Genomic DNA, 16,835 nt, shown 5'->3' on the forward strand with positions numbered 1-16,835 from the left:
TGACACATGAAAAGCAAGAGTTTTTATCAAAATTAAGGGTGGTCAATTTAAACCGAAATTACCTGGTCACTTTGAATTGGAATTGGGTGGTCAATATCACTGGAATTTACATATTAGTACATTTTACAACACAGTTAAATTTAATTTGTAGCACGGCTATAAATATTTCTCATTTAAATATTTCTCATTCCCTAATAATAGCTTACTACAGGTCATCGTCGACAAATTGAATATTCCATCCTGATTCTCTATATTTTTTTAAATCATTTACAACATTTTCTTTCCTTACTGCAAAACATAAAAGATCAGTTGGTCTGGAGAAACCTACATACATCATTTTTAAAGTTTCGTTTGAACGAGCCTTGTTTAAGTGAGAAAAATTTTGCTCTTGAAAAAACAAAGGATTTCTTCCCAAAACTTGTTTTCTTTTTTTAGTTTTAGAAACTATTTCAACATTCAGTTTATGTGTTTCAACATTGTAATAATCAGTTTCTAAATACATTGTAGCACAGTGTGTTTGACCCTTCACTGAATGTATTGATCCTAGTTTAATTTGAAGTTCACCTATGCAAGTTTTATTATTGCTGAAATTTTCTGTAGCAACATAATCATATTCCATATTTATAAAACTACTTGAATTTATAATTGAAAAATTGGACAAAACGTTACTGAGTTCATCTTCTATAAATGTAGAATATTGAACAAAGATATCTTCATAATTTTTATGAACAACAATCGAATAACTCCAATCAAATAATTTTTGATTGAAATACTGATAAAATGTTTCATTAGTATCTTTTAAAACCCTAATAAGACTTGATTTTCGATAATGCTTCTCAGTTTTTTCATGAATATAAATCTTTTCGATACGTAATATCCTAATAATGCCATTTAAGAGTGATTTTCTGATTGATTCAAGAGTTTTTTTATTTTGATCAAATAAAAAAACATATTTCCTTAGACAATCAAAATCTTCTTTTTTCTGTCTACTTTCTTTAGAATATTCAGGAAATAATTTTCGTAAATACCATTTATCAGAATCCTCTTCCTTATCAGTCGTCCATGCAACAATATGAAAACCTCGCTCCACATTTTTTGAATTCTGTTCTAATCCATGATGCTTTATTAAAGAAATAAATTTATCTTTTAATTTATCTGCATCAGATTCATTATCATAAACCAGTAAATATGGTTTTAAATTTTGATTATTAGATATTCCTATAACTTTATATCCTTCTTCCCTATCTAAAACGAAGCCATCAACGAGATTAGCAATAATTGGAGAAAGCCTATACGAATTATTCAGACTGAAATTTTTAGTAAATATTTCAGGTGATATTTCTTTCCTAGTCTTCCAAACAATTTCATCTACGACAGATACATTTGAATAAATTGCTTGATTCTTATCACCAACTCTTTGAATAACAGTATTTGATTTTTCATTAAAAAAAATATTTTCGATCATATCTACTTGATCTTGATCTAGGTCTTGCATTTCGTCTATAAAAACATACTTAAATCTATTTTGTAAGATGGAAATTAACTCCTTATTTACATTTAGATAATAAAGAGAGAGTGCTATTGAATCACTGTATCGCAAAATACCATTTTTAAATGCTTTTGTAAAATAACTTAATAATTCAGTTCCTGATTCAGACCCAAAACTTAAATCCCCAGAATTTGATGTGAACTTGCTTTTTATAAAATCAATTTTATATCTTAAACAAAAAGTCTGCTTTTCATTCTTAAATTTTGTAATTGATTCATCATGCACCTTTCTCAAAAAGGAATTTATTGGATCTATATCATTTTTTGCAATACTTTTAATAGCTAAATAATTACATGACCCATTCTTGTTAATTTTTCTTTCTTTTTTTAAAGAAAGAAGTTTGATTTTGGCTTCTGCAAGTGTCAAGCCGAAATATTTGATAAGATATTCTATTTTGATAACTGAAAACTGTGAATATAATTGATTAAAAATAAATCCATTAAGTTTAGATTGATAATTTATATTATAAAACATGTTTTTCAGCTCATCATTCGAGACCTCATCATCATTTTTTCTTATATAACTCCCAAATAGTTCAAAACAAGCTTGATTTGCAATAAATCTATTTGCAAAACTTTGGACGGTTCCAACAAAATTTGGATATGAAAAAAGTTGAGGACAAATAGGCTTTAGTACTTTCTCTATTTCTTCTATAGCATGATTTGTATGTGCCAAAACAAGAATTCCCTGATTATGCTCGAGAGGCATCTGTTGAGCAATACAATATAGTTTTGCTAACAGTGCAGTTGTTTTTCCACTTCCAGGAACTGCTAGTAAATCTAGAGTTTCCATACAGTGAATGAATTCTCTTCTTTCTTGATCAAACTCAGCTCCTCCTATTAATATTTCTTCAGCCCTTCTAATATCATTAGGATTAATTTCCATTTTTGCAGACATTTTTAATAGCATTGATTAAATACATTAGATATTCATCTTTTTCTATTTGCTCTTTAGAAATAGTTTTATCATTTTCCAAATATTCTGCGAATACACTTGCAACTGCCACCTTATCTATTGGAGAATTACCATCTTTTTTTAAGAGTTTTTTAATGAATTTTCCCTCAAAAGTATCTTTAAAATTATCGTTTAGATCTTTTTTAAATTCATCTGTTCCTGAATGAACTTCACTAACAGCATTTTTGAAAATTTTTGATAAGCATGATTTATATAAGCACCATTCTAAAGTCCATTCCTTAGCAATTTCTAAGGTTATGTCAGTTTCGTTAAATCCTGTCTTTAAAATAGCAAGATTTTCTTGTTTTGTTTTGACCTTTTCGCTTTCTTCATCTAAGGTTTTAAAAACTCCATTTTCATCTGGTCTGTTGTCTAAATCTGTAACAATCGAAATAGGTACATTCATTTTCTGCCCATCCTGTCTAAGGAATATTTTAGCAAAATGTAAATATGCTGTAGAAGCAACATTCACAATTGATATTTCATTTTTTGTTAAATCAAAGATCATTTTTTTTGCTAATGCAGGTAGCAATATTTCTTCTGACCAACCTTCCACAATAATGTTCCCTTTTGAAAAGAAAAGATTGCTTTTAGTAACATCTAAAAAGCGTTTTAAGTATTTATAATTGTCCTTATCCAATTTTGTAAACTTTTCTCCTAACGGGTAAACATTATTATTTTTACATATTATAATATCTTCTAAAGACGCCTGTGAAGTAATATTTGGACTGTGTGTTGTAAGAATATATTGTATATCTGGTTCTTCTTTCAATCTATTTATGATTTTAAGTTGTGCTTGAGGATGAAGGTGTGCTTCTAATTCTTCAATCATACATAATTTTAGTCCATTCCAATTAGCTTTTTTAAGATGCAACAATTCCGCTGCCATAAACAAACGATTCATTGTACCGAGTCCCAAATTATTTGAATCAGCAATTCCTAGAGATATCTTTTCAAGAATATTGCTAATTTTGGTTGGACCTAAGTCAAAAGATGACTTTGAAGAGTTTCCAATGAATGCAGAAACAAAATCGTCAACAACTTTTTTTATATTTATATTATAACCTACGCCCTCCTCTTTAAACTTTTCACGTATAGTATGACTTGTAACATCAAATAGTTCTTCAAATTCATGTAATCCATTTGTTTGCCTTATTTTGAATTCTTTGTGTTCTTTTAAAATTTGAGACAATCTAGAATTTTTTTTGGCAGTCAATTCACTATCTGCATCCCTTAAAGCTTTAAGATAAGTACACTTGATATACTCCTTCGCTTCTGCAGTCAATGTGTTACCATGACCATCCATTCCAGCTCTCACATCAGTCGGAATTATTTTCCCATCTTTTATTTGAACCTGATATATAAGAAATAATTTAGGTCTGCGTAATATTTGCTCATTATCACCAACTATAACTTTTTCATCAGCTGTACCACACCATTCTGTAAAACGTGCTGCCTCCTTGTTAGTAATTCCAGAAAATTCGATTTCGATTCTTAATACTTCAGAAATTTTATTTCCTTGAATGAAAAAATCACTCTCTTCCACCTTTATCCACTCATACGCATGAGTCTTTAGTACTAATTTGATTGCATCAATTATTGCAGATTTTCCCGAATCATTCTCCCCAATAAGAATATTCAATCCTCTGTTAAATGAAACAATTAAATCAGGAGTGTCAATATCAAAAGTATGAGATCCATACTTTCGGAAGTTCCAAAGCTTTAAATTTGAAATATACATTGTTGAGTTTTCTGGTTACAAAGGAAAATTACAAAATATATGTGATGTAACAATAGAGTTTTTCAAGAAGGTGAGATTTACTAAAATATATTTGTGTGGACAGCATAGCCTACATTTATAAACGACTAAAAGTATTGAAGAGCATTCTAGATTGACAAATCTTCACTTCAATAAATAGGTAAATTTTGGCGATAGTATTAACATCTACGGGATGACGTAAAACCAATTCAAAAAAAAAGTTTAATTTGTACGTAAAACTAATAAACATCTAATTATCACTATCATGATAGATTTAAAATTTAATTTAAAAATTTTCTCTATTGATCTCCAGCATTACGAACTAAGAAATAAAGATTTAGATAATGTAATAAAAATTATCACTAAAAATCATAAAAACCATTTACACGCTTCGGATAAAGATTTTGAACAATTTAAATATCCTTTACAAGAAATAGAAGATGAAGATTTTTATTTTTACAGCTACTGTTATAATCAAACTAAGGATCAAAATTACTGGAAATACTTCTTACCTGAAGAGCTAGCAAAAGATCAAAATTTTGATTTAATCGAATTTTCTCATGTTCTTTTTATCTGTTATAAAAACAAATTGTATTGTGTTACTAGTGGATCAGGAATTACAGTAATTAAAAAATACTTGGATAATTATTTTGGTATAGAATTATACCAGCATTTCGCTAGTCTGAATGATGATATTACCATCTCTATAAATACTAGAGGAGTCACGGGAAACCTATCGCAAAGAAGTAACACATTTAATTACAGTCAATCAATAAAAGATTCACTTTTATATTCTGAAATACCGAAAAAATTAAAAGTTGTTATAAGAAAAGAATTGCGAGATGGAATTTTCAGAGAATTTAATCTTGATGATGAAAGTTCAATAATGGATTTAGGTTCATATTTTAGTTTGAGAAAAAAAATAAATTTTGAAGAACTTAAAAGATTGATCGTTACCATTGAGAAGATTTTAGGAGATACCAGCAATTATAAAAATCTTAGTTTGTTTAACAGGGTTAAAGATTCTAATATATTAGAAGACCTTCGCAATAGCTTACTAGAAAAAATAATTGAACATATTTTAATGCACGATCAACCAGAAAATATAAAAAAATCTGAATATGATATTGTAGAGGTTGTAAATAGTAAGCAGATCGAAAAATTTTATGAATGTAATACATTCAGATTACATTTTTTCCGCAAGAAAAAAAAGACTGATCTACAATTGACATCTCGTGATGAGCTTTATTTTAATATTACGAAGCAGATCTATAATAGTTTAGAAAACATTTCGGACAGAAAAGAAATAGTAGATAAAATCAATCAACTGTCGATAATAGGTATAATAGACTCTAAAGAAGAGACATTTGATAACTTTTATAATCATCTTGTTACTGAGATTACGTTAAATGACGGTAAATATTTTAGAACTGATAATACATGGTTTAAACTCGACAATAACTATCTGTCACAAATTAGAGAAGAAGCCATCAACAACTATGAGCTTTATGAGTTAAAAGAAAGAATTTTAAAACCGTGGAATCAAGCCAACGAGGATCTTTACAATATTAATCATAGTGAAAAGAACTATTACGTTTTTGATAAAAAATTCATAGACAATATAGAGTTATGCGACATCATGTACTATGACAAAAGCACCATGTATTTAATACACGTAAAAGATGGTTTTAATACAAATATGCGAAGCTTATATAATCAAATTGTACTGTCTTCCCAAAGGCTATGGCACGATATAAATAATATCGACGGAAGTACATATCTTAAAGATACCATTGCTATTTATAATGATAAGACAGATGGCGAAAATTTAAATTCAGATGACATTTTGAAGAAAATAAGAGAAAAAGATTTAACTATTAATTTTGTGATGGCATATAACAATTACTCCTATGTCAATGATGATGCTTTAGGAAAACTAAGTAAAACTGCATCAAATATTGCTTTATTTTCTTTAGTTCAGACCGCTAAAGAAGTATTAAATTACAATATTTTTAAATTTAACGTAATTGACATTTCACAAATCAAATAAGATTCATATCTATATTGATCTTCAAAATTAATTAATAAATCTTTTTTAAAATTAAAATTATAAATGAGCATCTCTACAACAAGAATTGAAAATAAAAAAAATTTTGAATCAGAATTACAATTTATTGAAAAAATATGTTCTCTTTCCAAATATAAGGTAAAGATTATTGATAATAATGAAGATGCAGCTTATTTTTCGAGAGGAAGTAAAACTTTTAATTTTGAAAAAGAAGCAATATTTGAACAAAGAGAAAAAGAGGAACATAAGATTTCGTTTATCTTAGACAATACCGTTCTAGTTTCGAAAAAGTTTGGAAATACTTCTTCCAGTACTAATATAAAAGTAGATAAACATATCAATTTTAAAACAACAATTGAGCTGAAAGAATTTCATTCTGAAGGTTTTAAAACCAACAGTATTTTCAAAGCATTTTTTAAAGTTGGTTTGAACGAAATTAACACGTTCCATAATGAATTTGACACCATAACACACGTGAGGGATGAAGTAGAATATTTTTACGATTGTCTTCGCATAAAAATCAAGGAGACGGAATATGATGTTACGCAATTAAAAAGTAATAATGAAGGTTATTATATTATTGAAAATTTACAGAAACAGAATTATGAAGAGTTTTCAAAAGGTTGCTTTTCTATACAACAAGCCATAGGATTTATTAATTGCCTCATGATAGGAGACGAAAAGTTTGTATTTGATGGCTTTGGTGGTTTTTATTATACTAACAATATTAGACCTATGATAAAAGGTCTGTATAGACCAATCATTACAAACCCATACTCACGCTTAGAAATAGATAGGAAAACTGCGAATATTCTTTATAAGAAACATCAGCTCACAAGAGTTTCTTTACAAAACTTATCAAAATTAGTTCATAAAATACATACGGAACCAGAATTTTCTGTAGCCATTATTATTATTTTAGAAGCAACATCAATAAAATCTTTACTAATAATTCCAAGCTCATTTGCTGTAATCATTGAACAGCTTTCTAAACATTTTAGTATTAAAGAATTAGGTTTAGAAAGACCAATAACCAGCAAAAAATTGCAGGAGAAAATAATTAAGGAACTCAATGTTATTATTGATGATCATACTAATTATTTGAATAATGATAGTATTCTAAAATTAAAGAGAAGGCTCAACGAAATCAATAAGCCCATTAATAAGGAACATTTAACAAATAATGAAAAACTCACAAAGCCCTTTGAACAGCTAGGCGTCAAATTAACTTTTCATGACATTACAATTATTGAACATAGGAATGATTTATTACATGGTAATATATTACTTGAGACACATACGATACAAGATGAAAGTAAAACAAATCTATACCTAACATATGTTTCAGCTAAACTATTTACGCTTATTAGTAAACTCATTTTAAAAAGTATCTGTTATGAAGGATATGTTTATAATCAATCAAAGTATTTAGAAAAGTTTATGAATCTCAGAACGGACGAAGAATATTTTGAAAGTATCTAATAACTAATTATATAATGGATAAATAATATGAATAAGGGCTCTGTCAAATAAATAATCTGAGTTCATATTTTATTAAAATAATATATTATGGAAAAAATAAAAAAAATCGAAAAATCGAAAATTAATAAGATTTACAACCAACCAGAAAAAAGTGGTTTGGCTTATAAATTATATGGGAAATCTGAGAATATTAATGATTATTCTGAAAGAGAAATTAATGAAATGATTTTAGGTATTTATCGGGATAAGAAATATCTTTTAGTAGATGGGGATTATTTCGTAAATCTCGAAGAAGTTGTAAAATCAGAATGTAGTCTGCAAGAAGTTAGTTACTATAAGAAACCGACTTTAGAAACTTTTAAAGATAATTCTTGTAATCAAATTGGTAATATCAGAACATTTTATGTGAAAGATTATTATATCATTACCCAGGAACCCATTGCAGGAATTTCAAAACATAGAATAACAAAATATTTATCTCGAATTGGTTTTTTAAATACAGGAAGAGGCAAGTACAATGGTTTATTCAGTATTGCCAATGATTACCAGACTATGCAAGGAGGAAAATACCCTAAAGATCTTTATTATCCTATTAAAAGATATATTAACGGACTTTTTTTCGATGATGATTATAAAATTTCGGACTTTGATGTGATCACATCATTAATTATAACAGCTAATAGTTGAGCATCAGAAGTTGTTATGTATTAAAAAAATATTTTAGCCTATGAAACCATCAGACCTACTCGCAATACTTACCGTAATAATTTCAGTCTGTGCACTTATTGTAGCGACTCTAAGTTATCGAAGGGATCGCAATAAGTCAAACCAAGATTTTCTTTTTCAAGAAAAAGTTCTCGCATATAAAGAATTACTTTTTCATGTAAATTATATTTTTGAATCGTTCTTTGATTTGATGGATGAAATGATTGACCACGAGGGTTCAAATAAGAAATGGGAGAAGTTTTTAAATAAAGAATCTGAATTTTATGACAATTTAGTTGCAGACTATTACAAATCTATATTTAAAGCTCTTCCAATGATTCCAAGCGATATTTACAAGGAACTTATTAGATTTGGTCAGGATTCAACAAACTTTATTACCTTAACATTTGATAATAACGAAGATCTCACAATTGAGGAACATAATAAGCTTGAACAGAGTTTGAGAAATGTTATCAGTGTAATTAGAAAGGATCTTAATGTAGATAAATTGAACGTTACTTTGACAAAAAGATTGCTATAAAAATAATATCTTCAATATTTTCTTTTTAAAACTTAATAACTATATTATATCAATACTTTTTTAGAACAAGTAATTAATAAGTAGATGCTGTTTTATGGGCAACAAAAAAATAAAGATTTTTTGGATGACCTTGAATTCCAACGTTGAAAAGTGATTGAGGATCTTTCTTAGAATTTTATTAAATTGTAAAAGTACATAGCTGGATTATTTTGAGATGATCTCAAAATAATTTATAGAGCAGTCTCGTAAATAATTTTATAATTATTCTGTAATTATTACGAATGTGCTAATAAGAATGTTTTGAAGAAGTGCTATTAAATTAAAGTATTAGAGCTATTATTTTAAAACACCATATATATTTTTACACTAGATTGTATTTAAATATCCTCCTAATCCTCTATCACGGTGTCTTTTATTATAATTTTCATTAAAATGTGTAGTAAATATCAAAATTTTGTACATTCGTGTTTGCCTTTCTTTTATACAAATAAATCGAATGATAAAACTAAAGAATCTTTATATTGAAAATTTCAGACATATAGAAAAACAGAATTTAGAATTTGGTCAATATATGACTATTATAACTGGTCTTAATGGATCGGGCAAATCATCCATTCTAGGATGGATTGCACAGCTCTGCGATTATAAAGGTAAAGATAAGACAGTATTAGATAGTTATTACAAAGAGAGCTTTAGAAACGTTTTCAGATTTTGCCCCATAAATGATTATAATAAAGAGTATGACATTACTTTTCATTACGAAAATCCATCAGAATCATTACTTGAAGAACAAAAAAGAATTAAGACAAGGCATCTAAAAAAAACTGAAATTTCAGCGGAAAGGTATAGAACAGATTTTGATGGAAGGGGAAAAGCATTAGACCATCCTGTTATCTATCTCGGATTAAAAAGATTAATTCCCTTAGCAACAGAAAACTCAATATCAACATTACATCTAAAAAATTTAGAAGAATACTCTAAACTTTATTCTAGTTTAATAAAAGAAATTTTCGCTGTTGTTGGAGAACATATTAGACCCGAACCCATAAAATCATACAATAAAAAAGTATTAGCTTTACAAACTTCGGAATTTAGCCATTTAGGAAATTCAGCTGGACAGGATAATGTCTCGCAAATAATTTCTGCATTAATCTCTTTTGATATGCTTAAGAAAAAATTAGGTGCAAAATTTAAAGGAGGGATTTTGTTAATTGATGAATTAGACGCCACACTTTATGCAGCCGCACAATTCAAATTAGTTGACATTTTATTTAGATATGCTAAAAAATTAAACATTCAAATTGTTTTTACAACACATTCGTTAGAGATTTTAGACTATTTGGAGAGCAAAGTAGGTTCAGATACGAAAATTAACTATTTTAACATACAAAATAGTAAGGTTGTAAATTTGATCAATCCTTCAGCTCAGTACATTAGAAGAAAGATCAAAAGTGAAGTTGCTGAAGAGGAGACAATCGATAAAATAAATTTTGTATGTGAAGATGATGTAGCCGAATATTGGATTAAAAACCTCATTAATGGATCTGATTTAAAAAAAATGATTAAAGTTGAAAAAGGTCCATTTCCAGATATGACTATTGTCGGTATGGCTGAGTCCAAGCATACAATCTTTAAAAATGTTCGTTTTATTTTAGATGGTGATGTAAAAAGAAAGTTTACTCAAAAAAAAGCTCCTAATAAGGCAGTGTTTTTACCTTTTAAAGACAGACCTGAAACAATATTTTATGAGTTCGTAAAAAATCTATCGGATACCGATGAATTTTGGGATGATGACAAAAACTTCACAAAAATTACTTCTTTTAAAGATTATACTCATGAAGGAAAAGGCACTCATAAAAATTGGTTTAGTGACCCAATTAATAAAAAAAACTTTGGTACTGGCTATTCAAAATTACTAAATAGATGGAAAAAAGATCATCCGTTAGAAGTTGAAAATTTCATTAATTCTTTGAGAAAAATTATCTAAAAACAGTTGATGTGAAATTCACAGTAAACTGTAATAGATATTTATTTTTGATTTAAAGAATATATTTTATCATCCCAAAAATAACGTATTCACAAACAAAGTATGTGGAGAAGAAACCAAATTTATATCAAATTTTAAAGATGGTTCTACCCTAGAGCTGGCATTATGTATTCGAAATGAAATCTGCCAACCTTCATTCAACGTCACTAACAATGTTGTTGTAGAATTATTTTGATACACCACTTCAATAAGTCTGGTCGGAAGTTTTAATTTGGGAACTTTAGCTTTTGGCTTAACGTTACCAAATGGTAAATTTAAAGTTCCTTGAAGATTATAAGCTTGAATTTCGACTTTTCCTTTTCCTTTAATAACTTTATAGAAATCCTGATTTCCGATGAGATATTGAACTAATTTCTGTGCGACTACTCCTGGATTATCCCGGTCTAATGCGATCAATTCGTCTCTGAATGCGTTTAATATAGGTAGGTAGACCGTTGAATGATAATCTCCAAGACTAGCCCAAGTCTTAGTAGCTTTACTCTCTTTTCGTAATTGCGCCAGCCCATTAAAAATAGGATTAATCACTGTAAAATAGTTTTCTGAACAAGGAGTTCCCAACCACTTTTCGCCAAAATCAATATCATTTGATAGTCGCGAATGTTTAACCGCACGATGGTTATTTTTAGCAGAAATTCCAATTTCCCATTTTTGTAATGATCTTATTGCTAAGACATCACGAACATCCCCTGACTGCCCTGCTTTATCAGCAACAATTTCAAGTTCCAAAATATCATCCTCATTGATACCGTTTGAAAGTCTGGGTTCTAGATCTAATAAAAAATTGACTGAAAAACTAGCGTTTAACCGATATTGGCTTCTTTCTTTTTCATCAAAACTTTCAAAACAACTTAAAGCTGTTTTATAGGAAGCATTGTCGACTATTGAAACTTTAGTTACTAATTTTAATTTTTCGTAAAATTCCAGTAATAACGCATATTCAAATGCTTTTCCATTGATAGTCTGAGTTGCGATTTTTGCCATTATGCGGTTACTTTATTAACTATTTCCTGTAGTTTTTCTATGACATTATTGCCGTTAACTTTTGATAACTTATTTAATCCTTCCTTCATTTTTAGGCTACTTAAGTCTGAAGAGATTTTTTCTGCCAATATTTTACCCATTTCCACAGGCACTGCATTTCCAATCATTTTATACCCGGCCACTACACTTGTATATTCAAAACTGAAATTATCCGGAAATGTTTGGATGCGTGCGCATTCACGAACACTTAATCTACGGTATAATTTCTCTTTACCTTTCTTAAATTCACGTACATCTTGTGCAACCAGAGTCATTTTAGGTGCTTGAGGATGAAGTGGAGCATGCCTCCCTCCAGCTTGAATAGTAAATGAAACTTCATCCCATGATCTTACTCTATTTCTAGACATATAAATGGAAGAAAAACCACCTATCATGTATTCATGGTTAAGGACTTTACATTTTGTACCATTGGTAAAATTCCCCTCTTTAGCAGGCAATACAGTATTTTTCAAATCACCAATCGCCTTGTCTAAAGTCACTTTATTTTCTATGGTAGTCCCTTTAGGAAAAACAAATTTTCGTTTCAAATCTTTGCGGTACCCTATAAAGAAAACTCTCTTACGATCTTGCGGCACACCATAATCAGATACATTCAAAAGTTCAAAAGATAATTCATATCCTATTTCTGTAAACATTTGTTTAATGTTTTCCAGAGCTTCTTTATGTGCAGGTAATAACATACCTGACACATTTTCAGCTAAAAAAAACTTAGGCTTTTTATCTGCTAAAATTCGCATGAATTCATAAAAAAGCTGTCCCCTTTTATCAGCAATACCTTTCTTAGAACCTGCCTCTGACCAACTTTGGCAAGGCGGTCCCCCAATAATGCCATCGCAATCAGGAACTTCTTCTGAAGGTATATTGACAATACTTCGCTTATCTAAAATTGTATGAGTATGGTTCTTCTCGTATGTTGCCCAAATGTCCTTATCATATTCATTTGCCCAAACAACATCAAAACCAGCCTGCTCAAAACCTAAATCCAAGCCCCCTGCACCTGCAAAAAAAGACACTACTTTCATAATTATACTCCCTAAATTTGTTTACAAAATTACCTATTAAAAAACAATTGGCCAAATCTAAAATTCATCAAAATATTATATAATAATATACTTAGCCAGAATTAAATATCAAAGGTATTTTCATAATGCGACAAAACTTGACGTATTATCTTTTATAAGTTTGATTTCTTATTATCTATTTTTAATAATTTTTCAATAATATCATTTTTAAATTTGCTAAATGGTCGTTTATGATAATCTTTCTCATTTTTTTCCACATTGAAAAGCATTCTATATTTTTCAGCTTCGGAGGGTTCATGTTTGTGTAGTATTTTCAATAAATACTTTAAATAATTTTTTGAATATTTTTTTCTCAAATCATAAAGATCTCTAAGTTCTAATTCCGAATGAGCTTGATATATTTCTTTTGTAAGATTAAATTTTAGAGTTTTAATAGTTTTGTCTCCTTCTACATCTCTAAAGAGAACAAAAAAATTATTTGTGCTTTTCTCAAAATTGAAATCAAATTTAAATTTGTGATCTGCTTCTTCAAAATATGGATGTAGTAATTCATCGAGTGCTGTAGTACTCCACCAATCTTTATCTTTATCAGAATTACCCTTCATATGATTACAAGATGAGCAAGATGGAATAAGATTAAAAAATGATAAAGCTAAAAAAGGAAACTTGTCTTTAGGAAACCAATGATCCAATTGGGCTGATGCATGTTTTGAAGTGATGTTTATAGTGTAGTTTCTATTACAGTATGAACAGGTTGATCTGTTTAAATGATTCAAAAATTCTTTTCCATTATTTGTCTGAAAAAATGTTTTATAGCCTGATTTTTTAAAAAGATCTTCCAGAGCAACAATTTCTTTCTCTTCCAAGACAACAGCATCTATCTCCTGTGTTAAAATCACTAAATCTCTTGGTTCACTAAGCAATAGCTTGTCGATGAAATCCACCTTCAATAAATCTTTAACTGATTGATCAAAAGAGTGATTATGATTTTTAGTTTTTAGATTTTCACATTCTGTTGTATCACAATATGTACATTTGATCTGATCACCTTCTTTAATTCGTGAAACTCCATGAATCTTTATTTTAAGCCAACATGGAACAATTTTTTTGTAAAAATCTAAGGCATTGGAATATTCATTTATATAGAGCATACAGACTATTTGAAAACTTCATTAAACAATTCGGTCAATTTATCACTTATTAAAGGTTCGCCAATCATAAAAATGATTTTAGATATTTCTTCACTTTCATATTTGGGAAAAGTTTCTAATTCTTTTTCTAATTCTTTTCTCAAATTAATTAAACTATGGTTAGTCCCGGATGAGAAATATAATTTTTCTAGATCATTATTAATTTCTTTGATTTTATATCGACAGTACAAAAAATTTATAATTTTATCAATCTTATCACTAGCAAATTTTCCAACAGTATTCCCGCCCAAAAAAAACTCATCTGCTAATAAATCATGAATATTTGCACCGAAAGAATTAATTCCATCAGAATCGATCAATGGAATTCCTTCATTCAATCTTAAAATATTTTGAGTCGGAATGTCTGAGAGAATGAATGGTGAATGTGTAGAAAAGATGATATTAAATGAAAAATTCTTAAATTCTTCGCTCTTCAAATTTTGAAGCAGATTACTAATGAAATTCTTTTGAAATTCAGGATGAAAATATAATTCTACCTCATCAAAAATGATATTAATGTGATTGTATTTTTTCTTTTGACCTTTTTGTTGAACCGACTTAATATTATATAGATGATAGGTAATATTCAGCATTGAATGAATCATCTGCTGTTCACCTGAACTAAGCCTGTTAAATGTATATGTTTCTCCTTGTTTATACATTAATATTTCAGGTTCAAAAAATGATATTGGAATATTATATATATCATTTCCAGAAAACTTTTTCTCAATAATTATTTTATATAGATCAGGAATATTCTGACCATTTTCATCAACAACAGGTTTTACTGTTATCAAACCAAAAATATTTTTTTGAAAATAGTTTATTGCTTGCTTGTATTTGAAGGCAATATGAGTTTTATCTCGATTAAGCTGAGCTATATATTGCGAAAATAGATCAACTCTATTATCATTTATTAATGTTGTTAAAGTATCAAATATGAAATCAATTACATTATTAACATCCGAATTATTATCAAATTGAGATGAAAAAAGAATTTCCTTAACCCTGCCATATACATCTTCATTCAAAATGTTCAGAACAGGATGGGTTTTAAGATACGATCTGAAAAATTCAAAAAGCTGATCAACATATTTTCCAAAATTAATATACTGCTCATCATTATTATAGCGTATATATTTTTTAAAATTTAATTTAAATGGACTAATATCTTTTTTAAGAATTTCTTCACTTACCGTCGACCCAAATAAAAAATGGTATTTTTCATATTCCCCATAATTGTACGAAATTCTTTTTAACTTTTTAAATATATACAAGAGACATAAGTAGCTGATTTTTTCTTTAAAATCAGTTGACAAGTTTTTCACTAAAAAGTCCTTTCCTATATTTTCAGTTCTCAGGAATCGCTTCAGTGATTTAATTGAATTAGCAGCCTTTTTATTAACAAAAATAATATCAACCAAACTTGACAAATTTTCTGATAATCCAAAATTATTAAGATTAAGGAAAGTAATTATGTCATCAATAATTAATTTATCGCTTTTACCTTCATTTTCATCGTCTGGGATATATTGTAATTTTTTAATATTTAAATAGTAGTTAACTTCTTTAAGTTGAATACCTTCGATTAAGGTATCATTTTTTATTACGAAATGATTGAGTATTAGTCTTGCTTGTGCTAAATCATATTCATTATTAACTTCAACATTCCCGTCAGTTCTAAACGGATTGATTACAATCGGCGACTGATATCCATCATTTTTATGAAATAATGTTTTAACCCACTTTCCTGAAACTTTACTATTTAAACTGTAAATACTATAATTAATTACTAAAGAATAAAACTTGAATAAAATTTCATCAATGTTTATAACTTTTAAAAACTTTGAATCAGCAGAAGCTTTAAAGACCTCAATCTTGATTGTGGATTTTAAAGTTTTATGCGAAATTTTATAATAGCTGTCATGATAGAAATAATAAATTTCCAAATTAATCTTATTGTAATTTACAGTGGATTCTCCAAACTTTAATATTTTATACTTTTTGCTGATATTGAATATGAATGCATATAAAAATTCTAGAATACTACTCTTTCCGCTTCCATTTTTCCCAACGATTGCCGAAACGTTTATATTTTCTTCATAAAATGAATCAGGAACTTCTTGAATGTATTTTATCTGTGTTACTTCAAGAAAATCTATTTTTTTTTGACTTAAATCATTGACATTACTTTGCAGAATTTTGTTTTGTAGATCAATTAAAGAAATTTCAGTATTATCTGTTTTGATATGTTCGTAATCGTATTCATTATAAAACCTATAAAAACAGTTTTCTTTTAAATTTTTAAGAAACGAAGAATCGCAATCTTTTAAGGGACGAATTGCTAATAATTTAAAGTTCATATGATGTTTTTAATGGTTTACCTAAGTTATATATTTGCCACAGAAATTTTACTGTTTGCCTTCGATGAAGGAGCTAATTTCAAGATAAGTCAGTGATGTTTCAGGTTGTTAGTT

The 16,835-nt window shown here is 28.3% G+C and carries 11 protein-coding genes; 5 read left to right on the forward strand and 6 right to left on the reverse strand.

The features are described from left to right. Window positions 1–205: 205 nt before the first annotated feature. Complete coding sequence (locus ASG22_RS05320) at window positions 206–2,434, reverse strand: UvrD-helicase domain-containing protein (protein ID WP_157844702.1); 2,229 nt, start codon at window positions 2,432–2,434, stop codon at window positions 206–208. Further along, window positions 2,424–4,244 carry an ATP-dependent nuclease gene (locus ASG22_RS05325; RefSeq protein ID WP_055981690.1) on the reverse strand — a complete coding sequence of 607 codons (1,821 nt, stop codon included), beginning with the start codon at window positions 4,242–4,244 and terminating at the stop codon, window positions 2,424–2,426. The genes ASG22_RS05320 and ASG22_RS05325 overlap by 11 nt, the downstream gene beginning before the upstream one ends. 283 nt (window positions 4,245–4,527) lie before the next feature. On the opposite strand from ASG22_RS05325, the gene ASG22_RS05330 reads away from it, so the two are divergent. From ASG22_RS05330 to ASG22_RS05350, 5 genes are all read left to right on the forward strand, one after another. After that, the gene (locus ASG22_RS05330; protein ID WP_055981693.1) at window positions 4,528–6,312 is read left to right on the forward strand and encodes a DUF6119 family protein; all 1,785 of its coding nucleotides are present in this window, start codon (window positions 4,528–4,530) and stop codon (window positions 6,310–6,312) included. 63 nt (window positions 6,313–6,375) lie between these two features. Then, complete coding sequence (locus ASG22_RS05335; RefSeq protein ID WP_055981697.1) at window positions 6,376–7,812, forward strand: hypothetical protein; 1,437 nt, start codon at window positions 6,376–6,378, stop codon at window positions 7,810–7,812. 87 nt (window positions 7,813–7,899) lie between these two features. Then, the gene (locus ASG22_RS05340) at window positions 7,900–8,499 is read left to right on the forward strand and encodes a hypothetical protein (protein ID WP_055981700.1); all 600 of its coding nucleotides are present in this window, start codon (window positions 7,900–7,902) and stop codon (window positions 8,497–8,499) included. Window positions 8,500–8,539: 40 nt separating this feature from the next. Then, window positions 8,540–9,058 carry a hypothetical protein gene (locus ASG22_RS05345; protein WP_055981704.1) on the forward strand — a complete coding sequence of 173 codons (519 nt, stop codon included), beginning with the start codon at window positions 8,540–8,542 and terminating at the stop codon, window positions 9,056–9,058. 496 nt (window positions 9,059–9,554) lie between these two features. Then, the gene (locus ASG22_RS05350) at window positions 9,555–11,045 is read left to right on the forward strand and encodes an AAA family ATPase (RefSeq protein ID WP_055981707.1); all 1,491 of its coding nucleotides are present in this window, start codon (window positions 9,555–9,557) and stop codon (window positions 11,043–11,045) included. A 69-nt stretch (window positions 11,046–11,114) separates the two neighbouring features. Here ASG22_RS05350 and ASG22_RS05355 read toward each other — a convergent pair whose 3' ends face one another. The 4 genes from ASG22_RS05355 to ASG22_RS05370 form a co-directional block, all read right to left on the reverse strand. Next, entirely contained in the window at window positions 11,115–12,086 is a 972-nt protein-coding gene (locus ASG22_RS05355) for a HaeIII family restriction endonuclease (RefSeq protein ID WP_055981710.1), read from the reverse strand. Continuing rightward, the gene (locus ASG22_RS05360; RefSeq protein ID WP_055981714.1) at window positions 12,086–13,168 is read right to left on the reverse strand and encodes a DNA cytosine methyltransferase; all 1,083 of its coding nucleotides are present in this window, start codon (window positions 13,166–13,168) and stop codon (window positions 12,086–12,088) included. Before ASG22_RS05360 ends, ASG22_RS05355 begins: the two co-directional genes overlap by 1 nt. Window positions 13,169–13,320: 152 nt before the next feature. Then, on the reverse strand, window positions 13,321–14,319 hold the full coding sequence (locus tag ASG22_RS05365) for an HNH endonuclease (protein WP_055981717.1): 999 nt from the start codon (window positions 14,317–14,319) through the stop codon (window positions 13,321–13,323). Window positions 14,320–14,324: 5 nt separating this feature from the next. After that, window positions 14,325–16,721 carry an AAA family ATPase gene (locus ASG22_RS05370; RefSeq protein WP_055981720.1) on the reverse strand — a complete coding sequence of 799 codons (2,397 nt, stop codon included), beginning with the start codon at window positions 16,719–16,721 and terminating at the stop codon, window positions 14,325–14,327. Between the last annotated feature and the right edge of the window lie 114 nt (window positions 16,722–16,835).

It is taken from the genome of Chryseobacterium sp. Leaf405, assembly GCF_001425355.1.
GTDB lineage: Bacteria > Bacteroidota > Bacteroidia > Flavobacteriales > Weeksellaceae > Chryseobacterium.

What these genes read in the sequence shown, in the direction of transcription:
- ASG22_RS05320 (WP_157844702.1), bottom strand. Translation starts at nt 2,434, where the DNA reads ATGGAAATTAATCCTAATGATATTAGAAGGGCTGAAGAAATATTAATA.
- ASG22_RS05325 (WP_055981690.1), bottom strand. Translation starts at nt 4,244, where the DNA reads ATGTATATTTCAAATTTAAAGCTTTGGAACTTCCGAAAGTATGGATCT.
- ASG22_RS05330 (WP_055981693.1), top strand. Translation starts at nt 4,528, where the DNA reads ATGATAGATTTAAAATTTAATTTAAAAATTTTCTCTATTGATCTCCAG.
- ASG22_RS05335 (WP_055981697.1), top strand. Translation starts at nt 6,376, where the DNA reads ATGAGCATCTCTACAACAAGAATTGAAAATAAAAAAAATTTTGAATCA.
- ASG22_RS05340 (WP_055981700.1), top strand. Translation starts at nt 7,900, where the DNA reads ATGGAAAAAATAAAAAAAATCGAAAAATCGAAAATTAATAAGATTTAC.
- ASG22_RS05345 (WP_055981704.1), top strand. Translation starts at nt 8,540, where the DNA reads ATGAAACCATCAGACCTACTCGCAATACTTACCGTAATAATTTCAGTC.
- ASG22_RS05350 (WP_055981707.1), top strand. Translation starts at nt 9,555, where the DNA reads ATGATAAAACTAAAGAATCTTTATATTGAAAATTTCAGACATATAGAA.
- ASG22_RS05355 (WP_055981710.1), bottom strand. Translation starts at nt 12,086, where the DNA reads ATGGCAAAAATCGCAACTCAGACTATCAATGGAAAAGCATTTGAATAT.
- ASG22_RS05360 (WP_055981714.1), bottom strand. Translation starts at nt 13,168, where the DNA reads ATGAAAGTAGTGTCTTTTTTTGCAGGTGCAGGGGGCTTGGATTTAGGT.
- ASG22_RS05365 (WP_055981717.1), bottom strand. Translation starts at nt 14,319, where the DNA reads ATGCTCTATATAAATGAATATTCCAATGCCTTAGATTTTTACAAAAAA.
- ASG22_RS05370 (WP_055981720.1), bottom strand. Translation starts at nt 16,721, where the DNA reads ATGAACTTTAAATTATTAGCAATTCGTCCCTTAAAAGATTGCGATTCT.